We start from the raw sequence: 25,993 nt of genomic DNA on the forward strand, positions 1-25,993 counted from the left end.
AGGCTGCCTCAGCTCGCTGGCCCCACTGGCCCGGCTAGGCTGAGTCCCATGACTGAAGCCGCCGAACACCCTGATCCGGATCGCGCGTGGCAGGAACGCGTCGACGCGGTGTGGGCTGACGCCGCGCTCGGCGACGCCGTGCGGCTTGAGCGCATCACCGCCCTCGTCGCCGAGCTCGACCCCGCCGACCCGCGCGGGCCGTTCGAGATCGGCGGCGCGCACGACTCGGCGGGCAACGAGGCCGCGGCTGCCGCGCACTACGAGCGGGCCATCGAGCTCGGGCTCGCCGGCCGGGCCAGGGCCGAGCTCACGGTGCAGTACGCCTCAACGCTCCGCAATCTCGGCCGCGCCGACGAGGCGGTCGCCCTGCTCGCGGCGCACGTGTCGAGCGCCGACCGCGACACGACGCTCGGCGCGGCACCCGAGGCGTTCCTCGCCCTCGCGCTCCACTCGGCCGGCCGCGAGACGGAGGCCCTCGCGGTGGCACTCGACGCACTCATCCCGATGGTGCCGCAGTACCAGCGCTCGCTGCGGGGGTACGCGCGTGAGCTGCGCGGCTAGCGCCCGCGGCGCTTGATCACCCTCGTGAGCAGGATCCCGATCGCGCCCTGCGCGATCACCGCAACCACGAGCGCACCCAGCACGCCGTCCCAGCCGCCCGTGAGCTGCCGCAGTGCGCCGGCGCCGAGCGGGCCGAGCGTCGCGAGCGAGTAGCCGAGGGACTGCACCACGCCGGACACCCGCGCCGACTCCCCGGCGTTCGCGCCGAAGCCGGCGATCAGGGCGAGCACGAGCGGGAACGCGCACATCCCCACCCCGACGAGCGCGGCCCACAGCTCCGGCAGCGCCGCCGGGGCGAACAGGAGCCCCGTGAGCGCCACCACGCTCGCGAGCGCGACGAGCACAAAGCCGACGCGCATGCCGCGGATGCTGCGCGCGAGCGGCACGACGATCACCGTGGCGGGCACCCCGACCGCCATCGTGATCCCGAGCAGCATGCCGGCGCGCGGCGCGGAGATCCCGGCGTCGATCGCGATCGACGGGAGCCACCCCATCGCGACGTAGCTGAGGAGCGCCTGCAGCGCGAAGTACGCGGCGAGCAGCCCGGTGCCGGCGGGGAGGGGGGTGCGGACGCGCGGCGCCTGCGGTGATTGCGGGGCCTGCTGCAGTGACTCCCGGGCCTGCGGCAGTGACGCAGGAACCTCCTGCAGTGGACCGCGCGGCATCACCATCGCCCACACGAGCGTGGCGAGCAGCGCAGGGGCCGCCCACAGCGCGAGCCCGACGGTCGGCGAGCCGACCGCCGTCGCGAGCGGCACCGCGACGGCCGCGGCGGTCGCGGCCCCCAGCGACATCACCGTCGAGTATGCCGTCGTGACCGGCCCGATCCGCTGCCCGAAGTGCGCGCGCACCACCGCGGGGAGCAGGATGTTCACCACGGCGAGCCCGCCGGTGGCGACGACCGTGCCAAGGATCACCACCCACGGCTGCGGGATCGCGCGCACCGCGAGGCCTGCGGTGAGCCCGATCATGCCGAACAGCACCATCCGCTCGGCGCCGAGCCGGGCGGCGAGCCGCGCGGTTCCGAGGCCGGCGAGCGCGAACACGGCGGTGGGAATCGCGGGCACCAGCACGGCGCTCGCCGGGGTCAGCGCGCCGGACTCGGTGAGCGCCGTGAGGAGCGCACTCGCGCTCGTCACGCCGAGCCGGAGATTCAGCGCGACGAGCAGGAGCGCCACCAGAATCGACACCGCGCGCGCCGAGAACCGCCGAGACATCACACCATCCAAACCGCGCGGCGCCGGACGCCGCGCCCACCACACGTACCGAGGTTGCGGGATTCGATGGGTTATCCGCGCTGAACCCCGCACCCGCGACCAGGACAGCCAAACATCCAACGTCTGATCATCGGGCGTGGACTATCATTGCACACATGGCACTCGATCCGGTACAGCAGCGCTCGCTGAGCGATCAGGTCGTCGAGCGGCTTCGGGCCGAGATCGTCGAGGGGCGGTGGGCCGTCGGCGAGCGGATCCCGCCCGAGCCGCAGCTCATGGCCGACCTCGGGGTGGCGCGCGGCACGCTCCGCGAAGCCCTCCGGGCGCTGCAGTACACGGGGATGCTCGAGATTCGCCGCGGCGACGGCACCTTCGTCCGCGCGATGAGCGAGGTGCCTGGCGCGCTCGCCAGGTCGGGCGGCACGCTCAGCGACGTCCTCGAAGCCCGCACCGCGCTCGAGCCCGTGCTCGCGCGGCTCGCCGCGGAGCGCGCGCAGGACCCCGACACGGAGCTCATCGCCGCAGCGCTCCGGGACCGGGCCGCCGCCCAGGATGCAGACTGGGTCGCCGCCGACGTCGCAGTCCACGAGGCGATCGCGCGCGCCGCGCACAGCCCGATCCTGTTCGAGGTCTACACGGCGCTCCTGCCGCTGCTGCACGAGTCGATGCGCGCCGCGCAAACGCACGATGGCTTCTGCCGCGACGAGCGCCGCGGCCACGACGACGTGCTCGCGGCGATCCACGCGCGCGACCCCGAGGCGGCTGCGGCGAGCGCCGCGGCGAACCTCGCGGCCACCGAGGAATGGCACGCGGGGCTGCCGCGGGCGTAGCGCTACAGCGATCTTGTTACTCCTCGTGCGTCACAGGGTCGCTCACTCCCCCGCCGCGATGAGCGAGTGTTGAGCGGCAAGGATCGTCTCCTCCGAGCCGGTCGCGCGGAGCGACGCGCTGAACGACCGGCTCGGCGACGACGAATAGGTTGAGGTCAGGACCGATAGTGACGGAAAGGGGCGTCGCGGCCCAGGTGAACATCTCGTGCCGTGACTACGCATAGTTGGGCCTGGGCCTCGTGCGCGGAGGCAGCACGCCGCCCCGCTCTGGGGTGAAGAGTTCACACTGAGTACGCGGCGCTGAGCAGTGCGAGTGCGTGCGGTGCGGGCGCGGGATGTGCTTCTGAGCTCAGCGCACAGCACGGCGGCGCCCCGGCTCAGCCGGGACGCCGCTGCCTGCCGCCTGGCTAGTCGCCCAGCAGCTCCGTCACGAGCGCCGCGATGTCGCTGCGCTCGGAGCGCGTCAGCGTCACGTGCCCGAAGAGCGCGTGCCCGGTGAGCTTCTCGATCACCGCGGCGATGCCGTCGTAGCGGCCGACGCGGAGGTTGTCGCGCTGCGCGACATCGTGCGTGAGCACCACGCGCGAGTTCTGCCCGATCCGGCTCAGCATCGTGAGCAGCACGCCGCGCTCAAGCGACTGCGCCTCGTCGACGATCACGAACGCGTCGTGCAGCGAGCGGCCGCGAATGTGCGTGAGCGGCAGCACCTCGATGAGGTTCCGCGCGACCACCTCGTCGAGCACGTTCTCCGACACGATCGAGCCGAGCGTGTCGAACACGGCCTGCGCCCACGGGCCCATCTTCTCCTGGTGGTCGCCCGGCAGGTAGCCAAGTTCCTGGCCGCCGACGGCGTACAGGGGCCGGAACACCATGATCTTGCGATGCTGGCGGCGCTCCAGCACCGCCTCGAGGCCGGCCGCGAGCGCGAGCGCCGACTTCCCGGTGCCGGCCGAGCCGCCGAGCGAGACGATCCCCACCTGCGGATCGAGCAGCAGGTCGATAGCGAGCCGCTGTTCGGCGCTGCGCCCGCTCACCCCGAACACCTCGCGGTCGCCGCGCACGAGGTGCAGCCCGCCCGGTCCGTCGATGCGGCCGAGCGCCGAGCCGCGCGGGGAGTGCAGCACCACCCCGGTGCCACGCGGCAGCTCCTCCGCCGCCGCGACGCCGTCGAGTCGCTCGCTCTCCCACAGCGCGGCCATCTCCGCCTCGTCGATCGACAGCGTCACCATGCCGGTGTAGGTGTCGTCGGCGGCGAGTTCGGCCCGGTACTCCTCAGCCCCGAGCCCGAGCGCCGCGGCCTTCAACCGCATCGGCAGGTCTTTGGAGACGACCGTCACCTCGCAGCCGTCGTTCGCGAGGTTCTGCGCCACCGCGAGGATCCGCGTGTCGTTGTTGCCGAGCCGCATCCCGGAGGGCAGCCCATCCGTGCTCGTGTGGTTGAGCTCGACGCGCAGCGTCCCCCCGGCGTCGCCGACGGGCACCGGGAAGTCGAGCCGCAGGTGCGTGGCGCGCAACTCGTCGAGGAACCGCAGCGCACGCCGGGCGAAGTAGCCGAGCTCGGGATCGTGGCGCTTGTGCTCGAGCTCCATCAGCACCACGATCGGCAGGACGACCGAGTGCTCGGCGAAGCGGAAGAGCGCGCGCGGATCGCTGAGCAGCACGGAGGTGTCGAGCACGTAGGTGCGGAGCTGCTCGCTGCTCCCCGCGATGCGTTCCTGCTCGGGCGGTGTCGCGAGCGCGGCGTCGGGCGTGGTTTCGCCCGAGTGAGCGGCTGCTGCGGGGTGAAATGCGGGGTGATTCATCTCGGCCACGATGGCTCCTCTGCCCCGAGGCGCGAGCCCCGGATCAGCGAGACGACCATCACTCCCATCGAGGTGGTTGGCCGCCTCGACCGGGCACCCTGCCCGATGGCACATACGGTACGCCGCCTTTCGCGCCGCCCGTGCGCAGACACGCGCTCGGTCGTGTGAACGTTGCGTGACCGTTTCGTATCCCAGCGGCACCGAGGCCCGCTGCTGTGGTCCGACAAGATTCGGGTATTCTTGCTGTGCGATACCACGCACGGGGGATGACAGGCCTCCCTTGGTTGCTGCAGAAGGAGCCCTACTTGCGCACGATCGACTGGATCGACGGAGCTATCGAACTTGTGGACCAGACGCTGCTGCCCCACCGACTCGAACAGCGCCGAGTCACCGAGCTGAGCGAGCTGATCACGGATATTCAGCGGCTCGCGGTGCGTGGCGCCCCGGCGCTCGGCGTCGCAGGCGCGATGGGCGTCGCACTGATCGCGGCTTCGGTCGCCGCTGCCGGGGGCGACGCCGAGCTCGACCGCGACGAGGTTGTCCGACAAGCACGCCTGCTGCGCGAGGCCCGCCCCACCGCGGTGAACCTGTCCTGGGGCGTCGACCGCGCGCTCACCCGCCTCGCCGAAGGCCCGGCAGCGATCCTCGACGAGGCGCTCGCCATTCGCGACGAGGACATCGCGGCGTGCATCTCCATGGGGCTCCGCGGCGCTGACCTCACCCGCGAGCTCACCGGCAAGGATCCCGTTCGCGTCATGACCATCTGCAACACGGGCGGCCTCGCCACCGTGGAGCGCGGCACCGCGCTCGGCGTGATCCAGACCCTCCTCGAGCAGGGCTCGCTCGCCGAGGCGCTGCCGCTCGAAACGCGGCCGCTGCTGCAGGGCGCGCGGCTCACCGCGTGGGAGCTGCAGCGCATGGGCGCACCCTTCCGCCTGCTCATCGACTCCGCCGGCCCGTTCCTGCTCTCGCGCGGGATCGCCGACGCCGTGTTCATCGGCGCCGACCGCATCGCGGCCAACGGCGACTCGGCGAACAAGATCGGTTCCTTCTCGCTCGCGCTCGCCGCGAAGCACGCCGGGGTCCCCTTCATCGTGGTGGCCCCCGAGTCGACCATCGACATGCAGACCGCGAGCGGCGCCGACATCGAGATCGAGGATCGCGGCGTCGACGAGGTCGCCGGCTTCGGCGGCACCCGCACCGCCCCCGAGGGCATCGACGCGGTGAACCCCGCGTTCGACGTCACCCCGCACGAACTCATCACCGCGATCGTCACCGAGCGCCGCGTGATCCGGCCAGGCTCGGGCGAAACGCTCGCGACCGTTCCGCTCGCGGCACTCCGCTCGTAGGCTGGAGCTACTTCCCCCGGTCACCCTCGTCACCGGCGGGCACACGCTGTACCCCTCCCTCACACCACCTCCGAAAGGAACACAACAATGTTCTTCACCAAGCGCCGCGCCCGTGCGGCACTCGTCGCCGGCGCGGCAACGGCCGCCCTGCTGCTCACCTCCTGCGCTGGCGGTGGCGGCTCGGCCGACTCGGGTTCGTCCGCAGAGGGCCCCAGCTTCATCTACATCACCAGTGACCCGATCGGGCAGAACGAGTTCCTGAAGTCGGGCAAGGTCGGCATCGACGCCGTCGCGAAGACCTTCGAGGGCTCGGCCACCACGTACGAGTCGAAGGACGAGGCGCAGCGCCGCACCAACCTCGAGGCAGCGATCGCGAAGGCCCCCGAGGTCGTCGTGATGCTCGGCTTCCAGTTCGGCGACATCGCCAAGGAGCTCGCCGAGCAGAACCCCGACCAGAAGTTCCTCCTCATCGACACCGCCGTTGACGGTGCTCCGGAGAACCTCTACCAGGCGACCTTCCGCGAGCAGGAGCCCTCCTACCTGCTCGGCGTCGAGGCCGGTCTCCTCACCGAGGCCGACAAGGTCGGCTCCGTGATCTCCGTGGACAACCCGCTCCTCAAGAAGTACTCCGAGGGCTTCGCCGAGGGCGCGAAGAGCGTCAACGCGGACGTCGACACCGTCGCACCCCAGGTGATCGGTGGCGACAACCCCTTCGCTGACACCGCTCGTGCCAAGGAGCAGGCGCTCGCCTACGCCGGCACCGGCGTTGACCAGATGTTCGCGGTTGGTGCGGCATCGAACGGCGGCATCATGGAGGCCGCTGCGGCGAAGGGCTTCTCGGCGTACGGCGTCGACGCGAACCAGTGCGGCATGGCACCCGGTTCGGTCGTTGACGGCACGATCAAGGCCGTGAACAAGGTCGTCGAGACCGTCGTCGGCGAGATCATGGACGGCAAGAGCTCGGCCGAGGCGACCACCTCGTTCGGCCTCAAGGAGGAGGGCATGACCATCGTCAGCCTCACCGACGAGGCAGCCGACTCGCAGTGCACCGTCATGGAGAACGCTGACGTGCTCAAGCAGGTCACCCAGGTCCGCGACGACATCGTCGCAGGCAAGATCACGGTCACCGACCCGCTGGCCTAGGCAATACACTCGTGGCCGGGAGGTTCCGCGCGTGCGGTGCCTCCCGGCCACAGCTGCTTCCCCTGCGACGGCCACGTAGCCACACGCTCCCCCGTCACCCACCCGCCTATTGAATGGAGCCAACGATGACCGCTGAGGTTTCGATGCGCGGCATCACCAAGCGCTTCCCCGGTGTGCTCGCCGACGACAATGTCGACCTCGAGGTCGCGACCGGCGAGATCCACGCGCTCATGGGCGAGAACGGTGCGGGGAAGTCGATTCTGATGTCGATGCTCGCCGGCGTGATGCAGCCCGACGAGGGCGAGATCTTCATTCGCGGGGAGCGCGTCAGCTTCTCGTCCCCGCTCGACGCCATCGATGCCGGTATCGGCATGGTGTTCCAGTCGTTCAAGCTCTTCCCGTCGCTCACCATCGCGGAGAACGTCGTGTTCCGCAGCGAGCCGACGAAGCGCGGCCTCATCGACCGCCAGGCCGCCAACCGCCGCGTCGCGGAGATCGCGGACAAGTACGGCCTGCAGCTCGACCCGACGGCGCGCGTCGACGCGGTGCCCGTGGGCGTGCTGCAGCGCGTCGAGATCGTGAAGGCGCTGTACCGCGAGGCCAAGGTCCTCATCCTCGACGAGCCCACCGCAGTGCTCACCCCGCAGGAGACCGAGCGCCTCTTCGACGTGCTCCGCGCGCTCAAGGCCGACGGCCGCACGATCATCCTCATCACGCACAAGCTGAACGAGGTCATGGCGATCTCGGATCGCGTCACCGTGCTGCGCGATGGGCGAAATGTCGCCGAGCTCGTCACCGCCGACAGCTCCCCCGCCGAGATCACCCGCCACATGACCGGCCGCGACGTCGACCTCACCACCCCGCCGCCCGCGCAGGAGCCCGGCGCCACCGTGCTCGACGTGCGCGAGCTCACCGTCCCCGGCTCCGGCGGCCGCCCGGCCGTCGACACCGCGAGCCTCGCCGTGCGCGCGGGCGAGGTGGTCGGCATCGCCGGCGTCGCCGGCAACGGCCAGGTGGAACTCGCGGAGGCCATCATCGGGATGCGGCGCGCGAGCGCCGGCGCGGTGCACGTCTCCGGCGCCGACCTCAGCCGGGCAACGATCGCGCAGCGCCGCGCCGGTGGCGTCGCCTATGTCCCCGAGGATCGCCACGCCGTCGGCAGCGCCGGCTCGGCGAGCGCGGTCGACAACCTCGCGCTCGGCCACCACCGCGCCGCGCCGATCCTGCAGCGCGGGCTGCTCTCGCGCGGCGCCATGGTGGAGCACGCGAAGCGCCTCATCTCCCGCTTCGGCGTGAAGATCGCCGGCCCGGCGACCCCGGTCGGCACGCTCTCGGGCGGCAACCTGCAGAAGATCGTTGTCGCGCGCGAGCTCGACTACAACTCCCCCGTGCTCATCGCCGAGCAGCCGACGCGCGGCGTCGACATCGGTGCGATCGAGTCGATCCACCGCGAGCTGTGCCAGTACCGGGACGGCGGCGGCGCGCTGCTGCTCATCTCCGCTGAGCTCAGCGAGATCATGTCGCTGTCCTCGCGCATCCTCGTGATGTTCGAGGGCCGCATCGTCGCCGAGGTGCCGAAGGCCGACGCGACCGAAGCTCTCCTCGGCCTGTACATGGCCGGACACACTCCGGAGGCGCAGCACCGACCCAGTGCGCCGCTCACCACCCAGGCGGCGCAGGCTGCCGCCACGCAGAAGGAGACCGCACGGTGAAACCCCTGCAGAGTTTCGGCCGCTGGCTCGCCAGCCCGATCCCCGTTTCGGTGGTGCTCGCACTCCTGATCGGCGCGTGCTTCATGCTGATCGCCGGGGTCGACCCCGTGAGCGGCTACATCGCGATGGTGAACGGTTCGTTCGGCAGCGGCCCCGGGCTCGCCAACACGCTGCAGCGCGCGGTGCCGATCATCGGCATCGGGATCGCGATCGCCGTCGCCTTCCGCGCCGGCGTGCTGAACCTCGGCACCGAGGGCCAGGCCGGCCTCGGCGCCCTCGCCGGCGGGATCGTGGCCATCTACGTGCCCGGCCCCGCCGCACTCATCGTGCCGCTCGCGTTCCTCACGGCGATCGCGGTCGGCGCGGCGTGGGGGCTTATCACCGCGCTGCTGCAGAACCTGCTCGGCGTGCCGATCCTGCTCTCCACGCTGCTGCTCAACTACCCGGCGCGCTACTTCTCCTCGTGGCTGATCCGCTACCGGCTCGATGAGCCGAGCTCGGACCTCGTCGCGAGTGAGCAGGTGCGCCCCGAGGTGCAGCTGTCCATGCTCGTGCCGCGCGACTCGGCGTTCGCTGAGTCGCTGCGGAACACGCTCGGCGCAACGCACCCCGTGACCGCGATCCTCACCGGCGTGAACTGGTCGATCATCGTGCTCATCGTCGTGGTGCTCGGCGCGATCTTCGTGAACCGCCGCACCCGCTACGGCTTCGAGTCGGGCCTCGCCGGGCAGAACGCCGAGTTCGTGCGCTACAGCGGCGTACAGCCCGGCCCGCTCGTCACCCGCACGATGGCGCTCTCGGGCGGCCTCGCCGGCCTCTTCGGCCTGATGCTCATCATCGGCGCCCCGAGCACCCGTCTCATCGAGGGCTACTTCGTGCAGACCAACTTCGCATGGACCGCGCTCCTCGTCACGCTGCTCGCGCTCTACCGCCCGGTCGGGATCGTGATCGCCGGACTGTTCTTCGCCGCCATCATGGTCGGCTCCGACGCCATGGGCCGCGAGCTCGGGCTCTCCCCGCAGATCGCGGCGGTGATCCAGGCGCTCGTCATCATCCTCCTGGCGTTCCGCGTCGCGCTCCCCAGGTTCCGCAAGCGAACAGCCACCAGCACCGCAGCAAAGGAGGACGAGCGATGAACTTCCTCGACCTGTTCACCGAGGACCTGATCTCCTCCGTGCTGCGCGCACTCATCCCGGTCCTGCTCGCCGCCCTCGGCGGCATGCTCGCGGAGCGCGTCGGCATCTTCAACATCGGCCTCGAGGGCATGCTGCTCATCGGCGCCTTCGCCGGCGTCGCCGGCTCGTTCTTCACGCACAACTGGATCGTCGGCGTCATCGTCGCGATGGTCTCCGGTGCGCTCTTCTCGCTGATCCTCGGCTACGGCGCGGTGTACCGCAAGGGCGACCCGATCGTGCTCGCCATCGCCATGAACATCCTCGCGGTCGGCATGACGAGCTTCCTGATCGTCGCGATCTTCGACGTGCAGGGCGTGTTCCAGGATCCCGGCATCGACGGCATCCCCGTGTGGCGGATCCCGATCCTCGCGGACATCCCCTGGATTGGTGCGCTCTTCGCGCTCACCCCGCTCGGCTACCTCGCGCTGCTCCTCGTGCCAGCGCTCTGGATCATGCTGTTCCGCACCCCGCTCGGCCTGCGCATGCGCGGCGTCGGCGAGCGCCCGCTCGCCGCGGCAACGATGGGCGTCAACCCGCAGCGCTACCAGCTCGGCGCGGTCATCGCCTCTGGCGCGCTCGCCGGCCTCGGCGGCGCGCAGCTCGCCCTCGGCAACGTGGTGCAGTTCACGGAGAACATGTCGGCGGGCCGCGGCTGGATCGCCGTCGTCGCGGTGATGCTCGCACGCGCGCACCCCGTCGGCGTGCTCGGCGCCGCGCTCCTCTTCGGCTTCGCCGACGCGCTCGGCTTCCGCCTGCAGTCGTTCGGCCTGCCGCAGCAGCTCACCGACGCCGGCCCGTACGTGCTGACGCTGCTCGCGCTGATCCTCATGAGCCGGCGCTTCCGCAAGACGCGTGAGGCGGCCGTCGCGTGACCGGAGGCGTGCTCCCCGAGGAGGCGGCGCGCTGGGTCGAGCGGCTCGACCTCGAGCCGCTCGAGCACGAGGGCGGGCTCTTCCGCCAGATGCACCTCGACGAGCACTCGAGCGCCATCATGTACCTGCTCGCTGACCCCGACTTCTCGGCGTTGCACTCGCTCGCGTCCGTCGAGGTGTACCACTGGTACGCCGGCGCGCCGCTGCGCATGCTGCTGCTGCACCCCGACGGGCGCGCGGAGGAGCGTTTCCTCGGCCCGGATCCCGATTCCGCGGAGTTCCCGGGCCAGCTCCCGCAGCTCGCGGTGCCGGCTGGCGTGATGCAGGGTTCCTCGTCCGCCGGCGAGTGGACGCTCATCGGGACGACGATGGCCCCGCCGTTCGAGTGGGACGGCTTCGCCCTCGGCGAGCGCGCCGCGCTGCAGGAGCGCTACCCGGCAGCGGCCGAGCGGATCGCCGCGCTCACGCGGTAGGCGGCGGAGTGCCCCCAGCTTGCTGAGTGCCCCCAGCTGGCTGAGTACTCGCGGCCTGCGCACCGCCGCGAGCCTTCCGCGGGGCGAGCTCCGGTTGCCTGGCCGGGGAGAACTGCCCGGTCGCAACCAGGATCACCAGCGCCACCGCGATCACGATCCAGCCGCACACGCCGAGCGGCAGCACGAGCGCCGGATCGACGTCCGCCCCCACCGCGACCACAAGGCCGAGCAGGCCAGCCGAGGCGTTCAGTGAGGCGTGGCCGATCACGGCGGGCCACACGGAGCCCGAGCGCAGCCGCGTCCACCCGAGCAGCGCGCCCCAGAACACGCAGCCGACCGTCATGAGCGCGACGCCGCGCCAATCGGTGAGGCCGAAATTGTAGCCGAGCAGGATCAGCGGCGAGTGCCAGAGCCCCCAGATGACACCCGAGAGCGCGAGCGCCGGCCAGGTACCGAGCGGGCGGAGGGCCGGGAGCAGCCAGCCGCGCCAGCCGATCTCCTCCCCAAACGCGGCGAACGCATTGATCACCACGCCGAGCGGCAGGCTCAGCAGCTGGGCGAGGACGAGCAGCTGCACGGGCGGCAGCGGCACGTCGACACCGGCGGGGACGCTCGCTGCGATGGCCGCGGCGAAACCCGAGAACTCGACGAGGTCGAGCTCCGCCCACCCGAACGCGGCGGCCACCGCGACGCTCGCAGCCACGAGCAGCGTCGGCGCGAACACGGCCGCGACGATGAACCACACGACGCGTTTCGCCGGGCGCAGGGGCCACACCCCGAGGAAGCGCAGCCGCTCCCCCGCCGGGACCCGCGCGAGGAACACCACGGCGAGGGTGGCGAGCGCCGGGGTCCACATCATCACGGGGGCAAGCACGCCGAGCAGCGTGGCGAAGCCGGGGCTCTCGGCACCGCGCAACCACAGCGGCAGCGCCACGAGCCAGGCCAGGCCACCGGCGAGCACGATGAAGAGCGCGACGGCGCCCCACGGCACCCCGGCGAGGCGCGGCGCGGCGGCGCCGTGGGTCTGGGGCGCTTGGGCGTTCGGCGTGGTCATGCAGTACCTCCGTGTGTCGAGTCGGCCCCATCCACGCGGGCGGCGAGCCCGGTCAGCAGCGCGGCCGCGGTGTCCGCGTCGTCAACGGTCACCGCGAAGATGCGGCCATCGTGCCGGGTGACCACGATACCGCTGCCGGCGCGCAGCACCACCCCGGTGCGGCCGGGTGCCCAGCGGATCCCCCAGCCGCCAAAGTCAGCGAGCGGCTGAATCGACTCGGCCGAGGCGTGCCCCACCTCGGCGAGCGGCACGCGAAGCACCGGCCAGCCGAGCGCGGAGCGCGCCGTGAGCCCCGCGGCGTCCACGCGCACCCGAAACACCGTCGTCGCGGGAATCAGCACGGCGATGAGCGCGCCGACGCCGAGCAGGATCCAGGCCTCGGGCCGTCCGTCGCTGAGCAGCCAGATCCCGCCACCCCAGAGGCACGCGGTCGCGCCGAGCAGCACCCCGACGAACGCCGCGGAGCTGCGGGCCGTACGGTACCACACCGCGCGCTCCGAGATCCCGAGCTCCATCGCACGCGCCGGTTGCGTGTCGCGCTCGTCGACCGTGACCGCCGGCTGCACGGCCCAGGCGAGGGCGCCGCCAAGCGGCAGGAGCGCGATCCCGAGCAGGCCCGCCCAGCCGAGCGGCGGGGCGAGCCGCGCGTCGGCGACGTCGAGCTGGATCACCGCCCCGGCGACGAGGAAGAACTGCAGCATCACGGTGGTGCCTGCGCTCAGCGCGGCGAGCAGGCGGTTGAAGCCCGACCAGCGCGGGAGCCTGCGTTTCCGCCCGGAGGCCGAGCCGACGCTCGCGAACCAGAGCAGGAGCACCAGCGGCACGCCGATGCCCGCGCTGAGCGCGGCGAACGTCCACGGCGGCCCGAAGCCGTCCGGGCCGTGCATGCCCGACCAGTGCGTTGCCGCGGGATCCGGCAGGCGCGGGAGCCACACGAGCAGGAGCGCAGCCGCGAGCGCCGTGATCCCGAGCGGGACGATGAGCGCCACCCACCTCGCGGCGGACCGGGCACGGCGCAGTTCGGCGTTCACGCTGGCACGCTCCGCTCGGCCGGGCCCTCGCCCGCGGCGGGGCCGGGGATCGCGTTCGAGACGAGCGCGGCGAGCGCGGCCCCGGAGAGCCCCAGCTGCACGGCGCGCTCGACGAGTGCGGCGACCTCCGTGCGCAGCTCGGCCATGGCCCCGGCTGCCGGTGTGACGACCGCTCCGCGCCGCCGCTTCAGTTCGATCAGCCCCTCATCGCGCAGCAGCTGGTACGCCCGGAGCACCGTATGCACGTTCAGTTCCAGGCCGGCGGCCACCTCTCTGGCCGGTGGCAGCGCCTGCCCGGCGACGAGGCGCCCCGCGGCGATGTCCGTCCGCACGGAGTGCGCGATCTGCGCGTACAGCGGCAGCTCACTGTCCTCGGAAATGCGAATCATCATGGCGGCGTCCTCCTCGGGTAATAATTCTACCCGAAGTCGAACTATTCGTGGGGGTCGCCGGGCGCGGCCGCTGCGGCGGCGGCGTGAGACCCGGTGCGCGGCCGCGACGGGAAGCCAGCCCGCCAGTACCACACGGCAGTGCCGACGAGACCGGCACCGGAGATGACCGCCCACCACGGGAAGCCTGGCACCTCGGGGCGTTTCCCCGCCACGTCGAGGTCCGCCTGGGGCGTTGGATCAATGCGCTCCCCTGTGACGAGGATCCGATGCGTGTTGACGCCGAGTGGGGTGCAGGTGATCAGCGTCATGAGGTCGCGGCCGGGCACCGCGCGAATCTCCTCCGTCGCGTCAGGGGCCACCACCTGAATATCAAACACCCGATAGCTGAACACGCGACCCAGCACCTCGACGCTGAACGTGTCGCCGTTCGACACTCGATCGAGATTCGTGAACATCGTGGCATTCGCGAGCCCGCGGTGCCCAGTCAGCACCGAGCGCGTCCCGTCCCCGCCCACCGGCAACGATGTTCCTTGCAGGTGCCCTACACCTGCGAGGAGGGTCGCGTCGCTTGTACCGTGATAGACCGGGAGGTCGAGATCGATCGCCGGCACACGCAATCGCGCCAATGAACCAGTGGGATCCGCGTCAAGCAGCCCCCAGTAGTCGAGACGGGTCTCCGCGGATCCCGTGCCGGCTCCGGCGGCGATGTTTGCCCCCGACGCGAGAATCGCACCGGCCTCAAGGAGCTCGTTATACTCAGTCGCTTCTGCGATCGCGGCGGCGATCTCAGACTCGGCTTTCACGCTATTCGCCCGGGTCTGATCAAACACAATGTTGGATTGATTGCGCTGAGACACCCACGATGCGGCGGTGGGATAGACCAAGAGTGACATCCCGCCCAGCAGCGCAATCGCGATGACAAGATTGACCCATTCGAAGCGCCAGCGGCGGCGCTGCGTGGTCACTGCAGCCATCGAATACCCTTCCTGAAGATGCACGAACCCTGTACCAAGCCGGTCCGCTCATGGGATGAGGGGCGGGGCCCCAATTTGGCACCCCACCCCTCAAGCACACCAGGGCGCTACTCCTGGAGCTGGTTCCGCTTCCGCCGTGCGTTCAGCAGCACACCAGCCACTGCGAGGAGCGCCACACCACCGATGCCGAGCAGCACGGTCCCCGCAGCACCGGTAATCGGCAGGTTCGGCAGGTCGCCTGGGTCGGAGCCGATCTGGGTGTTCACCACCACGAGCTCGGCGTCCTCCCCGGTGACCTCAAACAGCTGCCCGCCGACAAGCCCCTTGTAGCCCGCAGGAACCGAGGTCTCGTACACACAGTACTTCCCCTCAGCCAGAACCGCGTTCGGAGTCTTGCCATCGGTACCCGAGACGTCGCCGTCAACCACCTTCGTCGCGGTGGGCGCCGGTGTTGCAGGACAGTTGGTCGCGCCAGCTGACGCGGTATAGACGTCAAACGTCGCCCCCGCGAGGGGGACGTTCGAGGCCGCCCCCTTATTCGCTGCCTCCTTCATGATGTGTGCGCCTCCGAAGAAGTCATCGGGGTCGACCACCGAGGGGCCGGTGCCTGGGTCTGTACTCGTGCCGTTGATCGTAATCTGGGCCTCGTTGGCAGTGGAGCCGCTGCCGGTTGCCGTCGCAGTAATCGTGAGGATCAGTTTGCCGCCCACGTTCGCGTCGAGCTTCGCAAGTCCCGGAGCGAGCATGGTGAGCACGACCTCGTCTCCGCCTGCCCCGCTCGGTGTCGTGAGCGTGTAATCGGTGCCCGCCACGAGCGGAACGTCGGTACCGCTCGGATTCTGCAGTACGACAGTGCCCCCGGTGTACGTCAGGAACGCGGCGAGCTGGTCATTGATGCGCACCTCATCGTATGTGCCGTCATCAGCGAGCGGCGGGATCGGCACAGTCACGTCAAAACTCACCTGGTCGCCCACCACAGTGCCATCCTTCGTGGCTCCCCCGCCGACCAGTGAATTCTTGGGGTAGATGTGTGGATTGTAGTTCCATACGGGATCACCTGCTGCCCCAGTTCCTGGGTACGGGATCGTGATCACCGTCGGCGTCGCTGCGGGAATCGCGTTCTCTGCCGGCGTGCTCTCATAGACCACATATGCGTGGTCGGCCGGCAGCGAAAACTCGGTGGCGCCATCGGCAGCGGCGGTCGTCTGCTCGGGGAGGCACGTGAGCGTGAGCGTTTCGCCGCCCTCTTCTGCGACCGGGTTCCCCCCGCCGTCGATGGTGACCGTCACACCAGCGAGGCGCTCCCAATCGGCCGGGATCGTGAGATCAATCTCCTCGATGGTGCACGCGGTGAAGCCCGCAACAAGTGGGGTGGCGCCGCCCGTATCGATCTGAGATCCGTCATTGGGTCCCAGGTTGCCGGATTCGGGCTGCTCAAGCTTGTGGACGGTGAGCGTGCCGGTGCCGCCATCACCCGGAGCCGCCAGCGCTGGCCCGGCGATCATCGTGACGGTGCCGACCGCGATCGCGGTGACACTCAGGAGGGATAACGCCGTGGTACGGCGAGTACGCGAACTATTCACAACAGTTCCTTTCGTTGGGCACTGCGTTGTACAAAGTTGGTGGGAAAGCACTCCGGCACTAGCGGGAGACGGCGGCTTGCGGGCCAGCGTGCGCGCGCGAACGGTCATCGCTCTCACGGCGCACCACCAGGAACGACTGAGTCACCTCTCGCGAGGTTCCACCGACGCCAGCCGTAGCCCCCTGCGGCGATGAGCAGTCCGACGCCGCCACCGAGCGTGAATACCCACGCCCCAAGCCCGCCAGTGATCGGGAGCTTCGGCAGGTCCGTTGGAGCTGCGGCAACGATGCGGATGACCTGGTGTGTGCCCTGCGGCACATCGGCGATTCCTCCCGGGAGTGCGACCCAACAATCCGCTGGCGCGGCAGCCACGTTCTGGATGGTTGCGACGCACTCGTCACGGCCGAGATCAAGAGCTTCGTACCCGATGATCGACAGCCCGTCAGGGGCGGTACCGGAGAACTCGTACTCCCCCGGTCGCGCTGGGATCTGCGGCATCCCGTCAGTGAGTTCCACATGAAAATCGGCGACGTCCGTGCTGCCGGAGAGCGACCAGCCGTCAGTCGGTGCTGCGGTCTGGCCACCGAGCCGATGCGACACGAAGCTGAGGTGCGCGGTCTGGTTCCTGATGGTGCAACTCAGAGGTTCAGCGAGGTCGGCATCAGCTGGGACCGTGATCGTCGCGGCGGCCGGCTCAAACACCTCGGTCGGGAGCGCGACACCGTCCGCGTCGACGCACTCAACTGCACCGAGTGGAAGATACTTCCCGGCGTCAGCGTCAGGACTTGGGTCGGTACGGAGTCGCTCACCAACGGTGTACGTCACCTCCCGTTGAAGTTCCGCTACTGCACCGCCACTCATCACCACGGTCTCGGCACCGTCGGATACCGTGATCTCCCAGTTTTCGGGAGCGACGTCCGCGATCCCCGGCGCCGGCTCTGAGACCGGCTCGACAATCTTCAGGCCGGTCATCTTCAGAGGAATCAAGACGAGCAGCTCGCAGGGCGGCGCGCTCACCTCGGAGACGTTCCCCGCACGGTCGGTCTGTGTCACGGTAAACGTGTATGTTCCGTTTCCGAGGGCGGGGTCGACAGTGTAGGTCCAGTTCGTTCCGGAGACGATCCCCTCACCCACACGTTCGTCGGATTCGAAGACCTGCACCGTCGCTTCGGCTTCCACGCCGCTCCCAGAGAACGTCGGTGTCGTGTTCTCCGTCGGGCTCACTGGGCAGAGCATCGTCAGCGGCGCGGGCGCGACCGTATCGACGGTGAAAGTGACCCCCCACGTGGTCGGGTTCTCGGGGTCATCCGGGTTCGACGGATGACTCGAGAGATTGAAGTTCCCAGGCACCTGATCTGTTTGAATCGCGACCACCGTATACTCCCCGTCCGTGAGCACCGGCGAGGGTCGATACGTAAAGCTCCAGTTCCCGGACGCGTCAACGACGACATCGCCAGCTTCGACACCCTCGTGCTCGCCATCGACGAGCTGCACGAGGCTCGGGTCATTGAAGTCGGTGATCGAGGTGCCTGCGGCAAGCTTGAGCGAGATCGTGTGACCGGGGGTACCCGTCCCGGAGATCGTGATCTCGTCATTCGCGTTCGTGTGTGAGCCCTCTGGCGGCGTCGTAATGACCGGCGCATCAGGGAGCGGGATGTCATAGCCGTAGTACACCGTCGCGGTTTCCCAGCCTTCAAGCGCACCACGCTCGGTCATCTGGCCGGACGCGTCGAATAGCTCAGCCGCGGTGTAGGAGATCACCGGGGACCCATAGGACGAGTTTGGCGTGAGCGGGTCACGCGCCTCCGGCCAGGCGACGAGCTTGTAATACCCGGTACCCCCGGCGTCACGAAAGTCAATCGCACCGTCGACTGCGACGTTCTCAGTGAGCCCCTGTGCGCCTTGCTCGGCCGTCCATCCCATTGCGGGAGCATCAGGCCGCGCAGACTGCGCGAGGTTCTTGATGATGTACCGCTCGGCCGAAGAACGACTGTCGCGGGAGAGGTTGCCGGACAAGCGGATTGGACCGGTGTTGATCGACTCCACGAGCGAGTTGTCCTCGTTGACCCAGGCGTACCACATGCTTTCGGTGATCGTTCCGGTGGGCCCCGCCTCGGGAGCCGCGTTTCGGGTCGCGTTGTTGACGAGGTCCAGCCCGACTGAGTTGGGCGGCAGCACGCCGGCGGGCTGACCATTCAGACCGTAGTCGAGTACGGCGCCCCAGTTCGCTTGCCCACCGCTCCAGAGCCCTTGGATGTTGTCCCACGGGATGCGATACTGCGGCCCGGTGATCGCGGTCGAGACTCTGCCGCCGTAGTACCAGTAGAACGTCATGGGCTCCACCGTAAGCGCAGAAGCAATCCATGACGTGGACGTCGTCGGGGCCCCCGTCGCGTAGCTGAAGTAGTAGTTCAGCGTCGACTCAAGTCCCCCTGGGATATTCGTTGCCGCAGGCGTGTTCGCGATATCGATGTCCCCCTCGACTGACATCACGAGAAAGTCGTAGCCACCGGAGACGATCACCTTGTGGATCGTAAAGTACTCGTCGCGGTTCTGCGCCCACGCTGTTGCACCGGCTTGCCCGCCGCCCAGCGTGTTGATGTAGCGGTGGCTCTTGAGCGCCGAACTGGTGTTGTAGTCATGCCCCACCCGGAGCTGCTGTCCATTCACCGACTGCAGGTTCCCTGTGACGGGATCGACGTACCCGTGCGGCACGCGAATCACGACATCGCCGCGCAGCTCGTCGACATCGCCATCGATGCGGTCCCAAAACGCCTGGACCTTGTACACGACGGGCGCGTCGGGGTCGGCCGCAGCAGCCGGCTCTGCACCAGCACCCACATGGGCACTCGCAAGCCCGAACACCGCAATGCACAGCGTGAGGATTGCGCTCACGACTCGCCGAGCGCGCGAGCGCGGTGCTCGCCCCTGGACTGGCGCGGGCGCACAGGTTCCCCAAGTTTTCTTCAGTTTTACCACCCCCCGGTGTTGTGCACAGCCTAGACATACACACCTGCAAATGTCTATGCCCGGTACATGAAGAGACCATGATTTGCACACAGAAACCCCACGAGCACCAGGAAAAGCCTGTTGCTCGTGGGGCTCAGAATGAAGGGCTTCCGGGAGGGGAAGCGACGCCGACTAGAACGCGGCGATGCCGGTCAGCTCGCGCCCGATCACGAGCTGGTGCACCTCGTCGGTGCCCTCGTACGTGCGCACCGACTCCAGGTTCGCCATGTGGCGCATCACGGGGAAATCGTTCGTGATGCCGTCGCCACCGAGGATCGAGCGGCAGTTGCCCGCGATCTTGATGGCCTCGCGCACGTTATTCAGCTTGCCGACCGAAATCTGACCGTAGGTGAGATTGCCGGCGTCCTTCAGGCGGCCGAGGTGCAGCGCGAGGAGGAGGCCCTTCTCGTACTCGACGAACATGTCGGCGAGCTGCGCCTGGATGATCTGCTTCGAGCCGATCGGCGCACCGAACACCTCGCGGGTCTGCGAGCGCTCGACGGCCACCTCGAGGCAGGCGCGTGCCGCACCCATGACGCCCCAGGCGATGCCGTAGCGCGCCTCGTTGAGGCACTTGAACGGCGCCGAGAGGCCCTTCGCCTCGGGCAGGATCGCGTCGAGCGGCAGGCGCACATCGGTGAGCTCGATCTCGGTCTGCAGCGAGGCGCGCATCGAGAGCTTGTTCTCGATCGCGGTCGCCTGGAAGCCCGGCGTATCGGTCGGCACCACGAAGCCGCGGACGATGCCCTCCTCGTCCTTCGCCCAGATTACGCCCACCTTGGCGATCGTGGCGAGGCCGATCCAGCGCTTCTTGCCGTTGAGCACCCACTGATCGCCATCGCGGCGCGCGGTGGTAAGCATGGTGTTGGGGTCGGAGCCGCCCTGCGGCTCGGTGAGCCCGAAGAAGCCAACAGCCTCGCCGCGGCCCATGGCCGGCAGCCACTGCTGCTTCTGCTCCTCAGAGCCGAACTTGTAGATCGCGCCCATGGCGAGCGAGCCCTGCACGGAGAGCGCGGTGCGGAAGCCCGAGTCGACCGCCTCGAACTCCATCGCGACGAGGCCGTACGCCACCGAGGAGGCGCCCTTCAGCCCGTAGCCGTTCATGTACATGCCGAACGCGCCGAACTCGCCCACCTCGGGGAGCAGCTCGACGGGCAGGCGGCGATCCTCGAACGCCTGGTCGATGATGGGCTTGATGCGGGTCTGCGCGAACTCGCGCGCCTTCATCTGCCACTCGCGCTCCTCTTCGGTGACGAAGTCGGAAACGTTGAACAGCTGGTCGATCGTCGTGGTCATGATGCTCCTTTGTCGGGATCTCGGAAAACGTGCGGGGTTCGGGGCTGGCGGCCGCGGAGCGCTGGGCTCAGGCGTCGCGCCAGGTGGCGTCCTGGTGCTCGCCGACGCCGGGCGGCGGCGCGGAGTAGCGCGCCGGCGTCGCCGAGAGCGAGATCGGCAGCGCCACGGAGCGCAGGGTGTGCGCGGAACCGTCCGGTGCGACCGCCGGGGTGTGCGCGACGGGGCTCAGGTCGAGCGTCTCGGCCAGTTCGAGCGCCTGCGCGATCGTGTTCACACGGCCGGCCGGGATGTTCGCGCGGGTGAACTCGGTGATCCACTCCTCCGCGGTGCGGGTGGCGAGCGGCCGCTCGAGCGCCGCGCGCAGCGCAACGCGGTGCGCCACGCGCTGCGGGTTGTTCGCGAAGCGCTCGTCCGCGGCCAGCTCGGGCACGCCGAGCACCTCGCACAGCCGGGCGAACTGCCCATCCGTGCCGACGGCGAGCGCGATGGCCTGGTCGGCCGCGTCGAGGGTCTCGTACGGCGAGATCGAGGGGTGGGCGTTGCCCATCCTGCCGGGCGAGACGCCGGTCTCGAGCGTGGACGAGGCCTGGTTAGCGAGCGCCGAGAGCAGCGAACCGAGCAGCGTCACCTTCACGTGCTGGCCCTGGCCGGCGGTGGGCGATCCCGCGGTGTCGCGTGCGCGAAGCGCAGCCTGGATCCCGATCACCGAGTTCAGTCCCGTCAGGATGTCGACGAGCGCGACGCCCACCTTCGTGGCCTCGCCGTCCTCCTGGCCGGTGATGCTCATGAGGCCGCCGACCGCCTGCACGAGCAGGTCGTAGCCGGGGAGGTCGCGGCCCTCGGTGTCGCCGAAGCCGGAGATCGAGCAGTAGACCACGCCGGGGTTCGCCGCGGCGACGGCCTCGTAGCCGAGGCCGAACTTCGCCATGGTGCCCGGCTTGAAATTCTCGATCACCACGTCGGCGGTGCGGGCGAGCTCGCTCGCACGTGCCAGCCCATCGGGATCGCGGAGGTCGCACACCACGGAGCGCTTGCCGCGGTTCACCCCGGCGAAGTAGGTGCTCTGACCGACGGCGTTCGTCGGCGGGCTCCACTGGCGCGTGCCGTCGCCTTCCGGGCTCTCGATCTTGATGACGTCGGCCCCGAGATCCGCGAGGATCATCGTGGCGTGCGGGCCCGCGAGCACCCGGGAGAAGTCTGCGACCCGAATCCCGGCAAGTGCGCCGGCCGCGGCCTGCTCCGTATGGTCGTTCACCGTGAATCCCCGTCCGTTCGTGTCATCGCGGGCGGCGTCGTCGCCTCGCCTTGTGTGGCCAGTGTACGGCGCCCCTACCAGCAACCAACCCGCGCGCTTGCATAGGCCATCGCGCATCACCTGTGCAAGAATCTCACCATGGCCTCACTCTCCGACCTGCTCGCGCTTCCCGAACTGGGGCTCACTCTCGTGCAGTCCGGCCCGGGCGACCCCGAGGTGTCCTGGCTCTCCACCACCGAGCTCCTCGACCTCGGCGACCACCTCGAGGGCGGCGAGATCATCCTCACTACCGGGCTCTCGCTCGGCGCTGGGGACCCCAGGTGGCGCGACTTCGTCGCCGGCCTGAGCCGCGCGCGCGTCGCCGCCATCGGCTTCGGCATCGGTGTGAACCACGACCGCATCCCCGCCGCACTTGTGAGCGCGGCCAGCATGTATCGCGTCGCGCTCTTCGAGGTGCCACTGCCCACCCCGTTCATCGCGGTGAGTAAGGCCGTCGCCGGCCTCATCCGCGCCGACGAGCTGCGCGCGGCGCGCGGCGCGCTCCAAGCCCAGCAGCGACTCCTCGATGGCGCGCGCGGTACGCAGGATCCCGCTGAAGTACTCGCGAGCATCGCGCAGGCCACCGGGAAGCAGCTCGCCCTCCTCACCTCGGACGGAGCGGTACTCGCGAGCACCCAAGGCTTCGCCGCTTTGGCGACCGCCGGGGCGCCCCCGGAGACCATCCGTCTCGACCGGGAGGGTTCACTCAGTCTCGCCGTGGCCGGCGCGACCCCGCTCACCCCCGAGGGGCACGCGGTCATCGCCGCCGGCTCGATCGTGCTCTGGCTCGGGCTCCGCGGCGCGGACGCGGAGGAGAGCCGCGAGCGCGCGCGGTGGGAGCGCTTCACGTGGGCGGTGCTCACCGGCGCGGCACCGCCCGCGACGATCGAGATCCTCTCCACGCGCGTGCGGCTCCCGGAGCGCGTGCGCGCGGTCGCTGTACAGGGCTCACCCGAGGACGTATTGGACTGGCGACGCCGGCCACGCAGCGGCCACGACCGCTTCATCACCCCGGGGGGACTGCCGGCGCAGGCCCCCGGGCTCGCCCTCGCTTGGCAGCTCTGCGCCGACACTGAGGAGGCCACCGGGCACCTGCTCACGGTCGCGGCCGAGCACGGGCTCGACGCGGTGCTCGGCCGCCCCACCACGCCAGCCGATGCCGCGCTCAGCCTCCGCTCGGCGAACGCGCGCCTGAGCGCGCTCTCCGCGACCGCGCCGCTGTACGCGGCCCCGCGCGTGCCCACCGTGGTGTGGGCGGACCGCGACACCCCGTTCCTCGAGGCGCTCGTCGCGCTCTCCGACGCGCCGGCAGACATGGCGGCGGGCCACGCCGCGCTCACCCCGCACGACACCGCGCCCCTCAGCGCCCGCGTCCTCGGGCCGCTCTCGCGTCACGCGAGCGAGCTGCCTGGCGAGGAGGCCGAGCTGCTCCGCGCGACGCTGCGCGCCGTCTACGCCGCCGACGGGCAGCGGGGCCCGGCGTCCTCGGCGCTCGGCATTCACCGCAATACGCTGCGGGATCGCATCACCCGCATCGAGCGGTTGACGGGGCGCGCCCTCGCCGACGCCGACGATCGCGCGGAGCTGTGGCTGGCGCTGCGCGTCGAGGAGCTGACGGGACGCTAGGCGTTCTCACCAGCGCCGGGCCGCTCACCCAGCTCGACCGGATCGAGCACCCGCGCCGCCGCGCGCTCCAGCGCCGCGACCACGTCGTGCACCTCCTGGCGCAGCTCGCCCCTCGCGTGCAGGATGAGCAGCTGCCGCCCATCCCCCTCGCGGATCCCGAACGCGCGCACGCCGGGGTGCCGGTAGCTGAGCAGACTCAGCCGCGGCACCACCGACACGCTCATGTCGCGCGCGACGAGCTCCTGGACCACCATGTAGTCGTCGGTCGCGTGGCGGATATCGGGCACAAAGCCCTCCCGCTCAGCGATGCGCAGGAAGTGCTGCCGGCACGCCGGGCACCCCGTCACCCAGCGATCGCGCGCGTGCTCCGCGAGCTGCCGCCGCTTCGCCCCGGCCGAGCCGCGCCGCTTCGACACAATGAGCTGCAGCGGATCCCAGCCGATCGGGATCTCGACGACCTCGGCCCCGAAGTCCGGCGAGGCCTCCCCCTCGTAGCGGAAGACGAGCGCAACGTCGGCGCTGCCGCGGCGCAGCAGTTCGGGCACCGCGAACGGCTCCTGCTGCTCCAGCTCGATCGCGACGCCCGGCTCGCCGCGCCCGCCGCCCGCGGAGCCGCGCGCGAGCAGCTCGGACATGGCGGGGGCGACGATGCTCGTGCACGCCGACGGGAACGCGACCACGCGCACCGTGCGTTGCCCCTCGTCGACGATGCCGGCGACCTCGCGCGCCGCGCGCTCGAGGTGACCGTCGATGATCTCGGCGTGGTGCAGCAGCCGCCTGCCCGGCTCGGTGAGCTGCACCCCCTTCACGGTGCGCGTCACGAGCGTGACGCCGAGGCTCTCCTCGAGCCGGCGCACCTGGCTGCTGAGCGCCGGCTGGGTCCAGCCGAGCTCGCGCGCCGCCGCAGCGAACGAACCGTGCTCGGCCACCGCACGGAACGACATCAGCGCGCGAGGATCGATCCCATCAGCCATCTCTCCCCCTTCGCACCGGGTGCTCGCGCGACCCGAGGACCGCGCTACCCGTTTCCTGCTCGGCGTGCTCCCTGCGCGGCCTGCTACGCCGCGCGCTTCGCTGCGGTGGCGGCAGCGACGAGGCGCCGCACCGCCTCCATCGTATCCGCGTGCGAGAGCGCCGCGTTGAAGCGCACACTCCCGGCGCCCGCCGCGCCGCAGGATGAGCCGTCGGTCACGACGATCTGCGCGGCCTCGCGCACCGCCTCGGCAGCGCTCTGCCCCGCCCGGATCAGGCCGGTATCGCTGAGGTCGAGCCAGAGCAGGTAGGTCGCGTCCGGCGCGATCACCCGGATCCCGGTATCGGTAGCGGTGGCGTGCAGCAGCGCGATGGCCTCGCGCACCGTGTCCCCCAACTCGGCGATGGTGCCGCGCAGCCACTCGCGCCCCTCCGTGTACGCCGCGGTCGTCGCGACGACGCCGAGCACGGCGGTCTGGTGCTCGTGCCAGTGCCCCACCCGGCGCCACGCGGCGAGCTGCTCCGGGTTCGTGAAGATGAGCTGTCCGCACTTCGCCCCGGGAATGTTGAACGCCTTGGTGGCGGAGGTTGCGGTGATCGTGTGCGCCGCGGCACGCGCGGTGCGGGCGGCGTAGACGATGTGCTCGCCCGCACCGAGCACGAGCGGCGCGTGGATCTCATCGGCGAACACGATCCCGTCGAACTCGGCGACGAGCTCCTCGATCGCGGCGAGCTCCACCTCTGTTGCGACCTTGCCGATGGGGTTGTGCGGGTTGCACAGCACGATCAGCCTGGCGCCGGCCTCGAACGCGGCACGCAGCGCAGGCAGGTCGTAACGCCAGCCGGCGGTGCCGTCACGGAGCATGGGCACCTCGATGACCGGGTGTCCGATCTGCTGCGGCACCGACAGGAACGGCATGTAGCCGGGCGTCGGCACGATGATCGGCTGCCCGGCTGGCAGCAGGTGGGTGAGCACCGCCCGGAAGCCGGCGACCAGGTCGGCCACGGGGCGGATCGCGTCGGGGCTCGGCTCCCAGCCGTAGCGTTCGCGCAGCCAGTCGGCGACGACGCGCTGCAGGCGGGCGACATCGTCCTGTGCGAGGTAGCGGAGCGCGTCGGTCGCCACCGCGTCGGTCAGCGCGCGTGTGACCGCTGGCGCGCAGCCGCGCTCCATCTCGGCGAGCGGTCGGCCGAGTGGCTGCCGTGCTGCTGCTCCGGCGGTCGCTGCTCCGGCGGTTTCTGGCCCGGCGACCCCTGCTGCGATCTGCACCCCTGCTCCTTCGTGCTTGGCGCACCGGGTGGCGCGCACTGTTCATGCTAGGTCTGGGCGCCGGCCCGCAGCTCTTCGTTTCGGCTGGGGTGCTCTCTGTTTTCCTTGGGTCTCACGCTCCATCAAACTTGAGAAGTGGCAAACCGACGCTTCCGCCGCGCGAAGGGTGGGTTTGCCACTTCTCGATCCCGATCGAGGCGCACGTTACCTCGCAAGTCCGCGCGACTCACGCCTGAAATCACGCTCGGATACGCTTTCCCCGCGGGCGCCTTCACGCCCGCTGGGGCCGTCGGCCGCCAGTACACTCGATCCAGCACCCACCGCGACCGTGCGGGGGCGGGGCCAACCGGCCCCGGGCA

General features: G+C 70.2%; 21 protein-coding genes. 9 read left to right on the top strand and 12 right to left on the bottom strand.

Translation table 11 applies throughout. The annotated features are described in order from the left end of the window. Nucleotides 1-48: 48 nt before the first annotated feature. Nucleotides 49-561 (top strand): tetratricopeptide repeat protein, encoded by a 513-nt coding sequence (locus EGM46_RS04460; protein WP_125098971.1) that lies wholly within the window; start codon nucleotides 49-51, stop codon nucleotides 559-561. On the opposite strand, the gene EGM46_RS04465 is transcribed toward EGM46_RS04460, so the two are convergent. Further along, on the bottom strand, nucleotides 558-1,778 hold the full coding sequence (locus EGM46_RS04465; protein ID WP_125098972.1) for an MFS transporter: 1,221 nt from the start codon (nucleotides 1,776-1,778) through the stop codon (nucleotides 558-560). The two genes, EGM46_RS04460 and EGM46_RS04465, sit on opposite strands and share 4 nt — an antisense overlap. 155 nt (nucleotides 1,779-1,933) lie before the next feature. Between EGM46_RS04465 and EGM46_RS04470 the strand changes: the two genes are divergently transcribed. Then, entirely contained in the window at nucleotides 1,934-2,608 is a 675-nt protein-coding gene (locus tag EGM46_RS04470) for a FadR/GntR family transcriptional regulator (protein ID WP_125098973.1), read from the top strand. Nucleotides 2,609-3,015: 407 nt separating this feature from the next. Here EGM46_RS04470 and EGM46_RS04475 read toward each other — a convergent pair whose 3' ends face one another. Beyond that, the gene (locus EGM46_RS04475) at nucleotides 3,016-4,410 is read right to left on the bottom strand and encodes a PhoH family protein (RefSeq protein WP_125099023.1); all 1,395 of its coding nucleotides are present in this window, start codon (nucleotides 4,408-4,410) and stop codon (nucleotides 3,016-3,018) included. Nucleotides 4,411-4,676: 266 nt separating this feature from the next. On the opposite strand from EGM46_RS04475, the gene mtnA reads away from it, so the two are divergent. The 6 genes from mtnA to EGM46_RS04505 all read left to right on the top strand — a co-directional run bounded on the left by mtnA (nucleotide 4,677) and on the right by EGM46_RS04505 (nucleotide 11,134). Continuing rightward, entirely contained in the window at nucleotides 4,677-5,759 is a 1,083-nt protein-coding gene (mtnA, locus tag EGM46_RS04480; RefSeq protein ID WP_241156175.1) for an S-methyl-5-thioribose-1-phosphate isomerase, read from the top strand. Nucleotides 5,760-5,846: 87 nt separating this feature from the next. Next, nucleotides 5,847-6,902, top strand: coding sequence for a BMP family ABC transporter substrate-binding protein (locus EGM46_RS04485; protein ID WP_125098974.1), 1,056 nt, complete (start codon nucleotides 5,847-5,849; stop codon nucleotides 6,900-6,902). 125 nt (nucleotides 6,903-7,027) lie between these two features. After that, on the top strand, nucleotides 7,028-8,614 hold the full coding sequence (locus EGM46_RS04490) for an ABC transporter ATP-binding protein (RefSeq protein WP_125098975.1): 1,587 nt from the start codon (nucleotides 7,028-7,030) through the stop codon (nucleotides 8,612-8,614). Next, nucleotides 8,611-9,750 (top strand): ABC transporter permease, encoded by a 1,140-nt coding sequence (locus EGM46_RS04495; protein ID WP_125098976.1) that lies wholly within the window; start codon nucleotides 8,611-8,613, stop codon nucleotides 9,748-9,750. The genes EGM46_RS04490 and EGM46_RS04495 overlap by 4 nt, the downstream gene beginning before the upstream one ends. Continuing rightward, nucleotides 9,747-10,661 carry an ABC transporter permease gene (locus EGM46_RS04500; RefSeq protein WP_125098977.1) on the top strand — a complete coding sequence of 305 codons (915 nt, stop codon included), beginning with the start codon at nucleotides 9,747-9,749 and terminating at the stop codon, nucleotides 10,659-10,661. Before EGM46_RS04495 ends, EGM46_RS04500 begins: the two co-directional genes overlap by 4 nt. Further along, on the top strand, nucleotides 10,658-11,134 hold the full coding sequence (locus EGM46_RS04505) for a cupin domain-containing protein (protein ID WP_125098978.1): 477 nt from the start codon (nucleotides 10,658-10,660) through the stop codon (nucleotides 11,132-11,134). The genes EGM46_RS04500 and EGM46_RS04505 overlap by 4 nt, the downstream gene beginning before the upstream one ends. Here the strand turns inward: EGM46_RS04505 and EGM46_RS04510 are convergent. The 8 genes from EGM46_RS04510 to EGM46_RS04545 all read right to left on the bottom strand — a co-directional run bounded on the left by EGM46_RS04510 (nucleotide 11,124) and on the right by EGM46_RS04545 (nucleotide 21,727). Beyond that, on the bottom strand, nucleotides 11,124-12,188 hold the full coding sequence (locus EGM46_RS04510) for a CPBP family intramembrane glutamic endopeptidase (RefSeq protein WP_125098979.1): 1,065 nt from the start codon (nucleotides 12,186-12,188) through the stop codon (nucleotides 11,124-11,126). The genes EGM46_RS04505 and EGM46_RS04510 overlap by 11 nt on opposite strands. After that, nucleotides 12,185-13,219 (bottom strand): DUF1648 domain-containing protein, encoded by a 1,035-nt coding sequence (locus EGM46_RS04515; protein ID WP_125098980.1) that lies wholly within the window; start codon nucleotides 13,217-13,219, stop codon nucleotides 12,185-12,187. The genes EGM46_RS04510 and EGM46_RS04515 overlap by 4 nt, the downstream gene beginning before the upstream one ends. Next, nucleotides 13,216-13,611 (bottom strand): GntR family transcriptional regulator, encoded by a 396-nt coding sequence (locus EGM46_RS04520; protein ID WP_125098981.1) that lies wholly within the window; start codon nucleotides 13,609-13,611, stop codon nucleotides 13,216-13,218. Before EGM46_RS04520 ends, EGM46_RS04515 begins: the two co-directional genes overlap by 4 nt. 41 nt (nucleotides 13,612-13,652) lie before the next feature. After that, nucleotides 13,653-14,576, bottom strand: coding sequence for a class C sortase (locus EGM46_RS04525; RefSeq protein WP_206427496.1), 924 nt, complete (start codon nucleotides 14,574-14,576; stop codon nucleotides 13,653-13,655). 116 nt (nucleotides 14,577-14,692) lie between these two features. Continuing rightward, nucleotides 14,693-16,168, bottom strand: coding sequence for a SpaH/EbpB family LPXTG-anchored major pilin (locus EGM46_RS04530; RefSeq protein WP_164512812.1), 1,476 nt, complete (start codon nucleotides 16,166-16,168; stop codon nucleotides 14,693-14,695). A 113-nt stretch (nucleotides 16,169-16,281) separates the two neighbouring features. After that, the gene (locus EGM46_RS04535; RefSeq protein WP_125098982.1) at nucleotides 16,282-19,062 is read right to left on the bottom strand and encodes an Ig-like domain-containing protein; all 2,781 of its coding nucleotides are present in this window, start codon (nucleotides 19,060-19,062) and stop codon (nucleotides 16,282-16,284) included. A gap of 246 nt (nucleotides 19,063-19,308) precedes the next feature. Beyond that, nucleotides 19,309-20,472 carry an acyl-CoA dehydrogenase family protein gene (locus EGM46_RS04540; RefSeq protein WP_125098983.1) on the bottom strand — a complete coding sequence of 388 codons (1,164 nt, stop codon included), beginning with the start codon at nucleotides 20,470-20,472 and terminating at the stop codon, nucleotides 19,309-19,311. A 67-nt stretch (nucleotides 20,473-20,539) separates the two neighbouring features. After that, a complete protein-coding gene (locus EGM46_RS04545) occupies nucleotides 20,540-21,727 on the bottom strand; it encodes a CaiB/BaiF CoA transferase family protein (protein WP_241156176.1) in 1,188 nt (395 codons plus the stop codon). A 138-nt stretch (nucleotides 21,728-21,865) separates the two neighbouring features. On the opposite strand from EGM46_RS04545, the gene EGM46_RS04550 reads away from it, so the two are divergent. After that, nucleotides 21,866-23,392 (top strand): PucR family transcriptional regulator, encoded by a 1,527-nt coding sequence (locus EGM46_RS04550; RefSeq protein ID WP_125098985.1) that lies wholly within the window; start codon nucleotides 21,866-21,868, stop codon nucleotides 23,390-23,392. Here the strand turns inward: EGM46_RS04550 and EGM46_RS04555 are convergent. After that, on the bottom strand, nucleotides 23,389-24,366 hold the full coding sequence (locus tag EGM46_RS04555; RefSeq protein ID WP_125098986.1) for a LysR family transcriptional regulator: 978 nt from the start codon (nucleotides 24,364-24,366) through the stop codon (nucleotides 23,389-23,391). The two genes, EGM46_RS04550 and EGM46_RS04555, sit on opposite strands and share 4 nt — an antisense overlap. An 83-nt stretch (nucleotides 24,367-24,449) precedes the next feature. Further along, the gene (locus EGM46_RS04560; protein ID WP_125098987.1) at nucleotides 24,450-25,634 is read right to left on the bottom strand and encodes a MalY/PatB family protein; all 1,185 of its coding nucleotides are present in this window, start codon (nucleotides 25,632-25,634) and stop codon (nucleotides 24,450-24,452) included. Between the last annotated feature and the right edge of the window lie 359 nt (nucleotides 25,635-25,993).

The sequence above is a fragment of the Leucobacter chromiireducens genome, assembly GCF_003917135.1.
Lineage (GTDB): Bacteria > Actinomycetota > Actinomycetes > Actinomycetales > Microbacteriaceae > Leucobacter > Leucobacter chromiireducens_A.

Bases quoted from the DNA above. Each gene is read 5' to 3' on its own strand.
- EGM46_RS04510 (WP_125098979.1), bottom strand. From the start codon at position 12,188: ATGACCACGCCGAACGCCCAAGCGCCCCAGACCCACGGCGCCGCCGCG.
- EGM46_RS04465 (WP_125098972.1), bottom strand. From the start codon at position 1,778: ATGTCTCGGCGGTTCTCGGCGCGCGCGGTGTCGATTCTGGTGGCGCTC.
- EGM46_RS04500 (WP_125098977.1), top strand. From the start codon at position 9,747: ATGAACTTCCTCGACCTGTTCACCGAGGACCTGATCTCCTCCGTGCTG.
- EGM46_RS04475 (WP_125099023.1), bottom strand. From the start codon at position 4,410: ATGAATCACCCCGCATTTCACCCCGCAGCAGCCGCTCACTCGGGCGAA.
- EGM46_RS04470 (WP_125098973.1), top strand. From the start codon at position 1,934: ATGGCACTCGATCCGGTACAGCAGCGCTCGCTGAGCGATCAGGTCGTC.
- EGM46_RS04485 (WP_125098974.1), top strand. From the start codon at position 5,847: ATGTTCTTCACCAAGCGCCGCGCCCGTGCGGCACTCGTCGCCGGCGCG.
- EGM46_RS04490 (WP_125098975.1), top strand. From the start codon at position 7,028: ATGACCGCTGAGGTTTCGATGCGCGGCATCACCAAGCGCTTCCCCGGT.
- EGM46_RS04540 (WP_125098983.1), bottom strand. From the start codon at position 20,472: ATGACCACGACGATCGACCAGCTGTTCAACGTTTCCGACTTCGTCACC.
- EGM46_RS04550 (WP_125098985.1), top strand. From the start codon at position 21,866: ATGGCCTCACTCTCCGACCTGCTCGCGCTTCCCGAACTGGGGCTCACT.
- EGM46_RS04460 (WP_125098971.1), top strand. From the start codon at position 49: ATGACTGAAGCCGCCGAACACCCTGATCCGGATCGCGCGTGGCAGGAA.
- mtnA (WP_241156175.1), top strand. From the start codon at position 4,677: ATGACAGGCCTCCCTTGGTTGCTGCAGAAGGAGCCCTACTTGCGCACG.
- EGM46_RS04555 (WP_125098986.1), bottom strand. From the start codon at position 24,366: ATGGCTGATGGGATCGATCCTCGCGCGCTGATGTCGTTCCGTGCGGTG.
- EGM46_RS04520 (WP_125098981.1), bottom strand. From the start codon at position 13,611: ATGATGATTCGCATTTCCGAGGACAGTGAGCTGCCGCTGTACGCGCAG.